This is a genomic window from Azospirillum isscasi, assembly GCF_030849505.1.
GTDB classification, from domain to species: Bacteria; Pseudomonadota; Alphaproteobacteria; order Azospirillales; family Azospirillaceae; genus Azospirillum; species Azospirillum isscasi.
Genome location: NZ_JAUJFI010000361.1, coordinates 1 through 1,096, shown reverse-complemented (window position 1 = coordinate 1,096; position 1,096 = coordinate 1). Strand labels below are relative to the sequence as shown.

Genomic DNA, 1,096 nt, shown 5'->3' with positions numbered 1-1,096 from the left:
CAAGTGAACCTTGCTGCCCATGCCAAATCAGGTGGAGCGGGCCAGCCTCAATGGAAGCCTTCACGCGCCGTCCGTATAACACAGGCCGTGGCGGACTTTGTTCCGGTAGGCCTGGGACGGGAACATCGCGTGCCGCCGTAGCGCGCGGCCCAGAGATTCCGTCCAACTGTCGTCCGTCGCGACGAATTGGTCGTCGCTGTCCGGCGGCGCGGCGTGAACGTCGGCGTCAGTGAGGCCGCCCTCAATCAGAAGGGCGGCGAGACGCTGGTCGTCGTCTCGGCGCTGGCGGGCGTCTGCCCTGGTGTCGTCGTAGGAGGCAAATTTGTTGACAGGTTGGCCCGAGGTTTCCCGGCCGCTGCAATCGTGGTGCAGGGGCCGGGCGGGCATGGGCCTAACCCGTCACGGGTAGGCCCTTGAACTCATTCGCTGGGTGCGTCATGATTCTTGGGCAATCGGATGAACGACGCCCCGGAGGCCCGGCAAGGCCTGTGATGGGGCGTCGTTCATTTTGCGCACGCGAATCTGGGTCGCGTCAAGCTCCCAACGTCATTGGAAGATCCGGGCTTCCAACTCCTTGAAGCACCTGCGAGCAAGCACCCCGAAGAACCAAGAGCCCATAAATAAAAAGGCCATCACGGCAGTAGACGCAATGCCCGCAACCCCGAAATCGGACCAACTATGGACTTGATTAGACGCTTCCCAAAATGAGGGGCCAACGTCCTTGAGGAGATAGAGCATTGCGGAAGATTCTGCGGAGCACCCAATCGCGCCAACCAGCACAATTATTATCGAGACCTGCTTTAAGCTGCTGTAACGCTTCCGACACTTGAACGATGCCCACAGTTGTCTAAAGCGGCTCATGCTTGTCTTCCCTGGTTGGGATTGAAGAGTCGCAACGTCAAGCGGAACATGGTCGCCACCGGTCACTCGTCGCCGGTCTCTGCTTCGTCCTTATGGCTCTTGATCACGTCGGCCATCAACTCCAGTTGCTCGGCCAGTGCGTACTTGTCCGAGAACTTATACCGCCGCGCTTAAGCATTGACACATGGGAGCCACGGATAGCTGGTGAGGGAGCGTAGGCGCTCCGGTGTGGCGG

1 protein-coding gene is annotated in these 1,096 nt (G+C 59.9%); it reads right to left on the bottom strand.

Annotation, left to right across the window (positions count from 1 at the left end; all coding sequences use genetic code 11):
• Nucleotides 1-60 precede the first annotated feature (60 nt).
• A complete protein-coding gene (locus QSG27_RS28995) occupies nucleotides 61-387 on the bottom strand; it encodes a hypothetical protein (RefSeq protein WP_306712322.1) in 327 nt (108 codons plus the stop codon).
• Nucleotides 388-1,096 lie beyond the last annotated feature (709 nt).

Excerpts from the sequence above, each read along its gene's own strand:
- QSG27_RS28995 (WP_306712322.1), bottom strand. The coding sequence starts at position 387 with ATGCCCGCCCGGCCCCTGCACCACGATTGCAGCGGCCGGGAAACCTCG.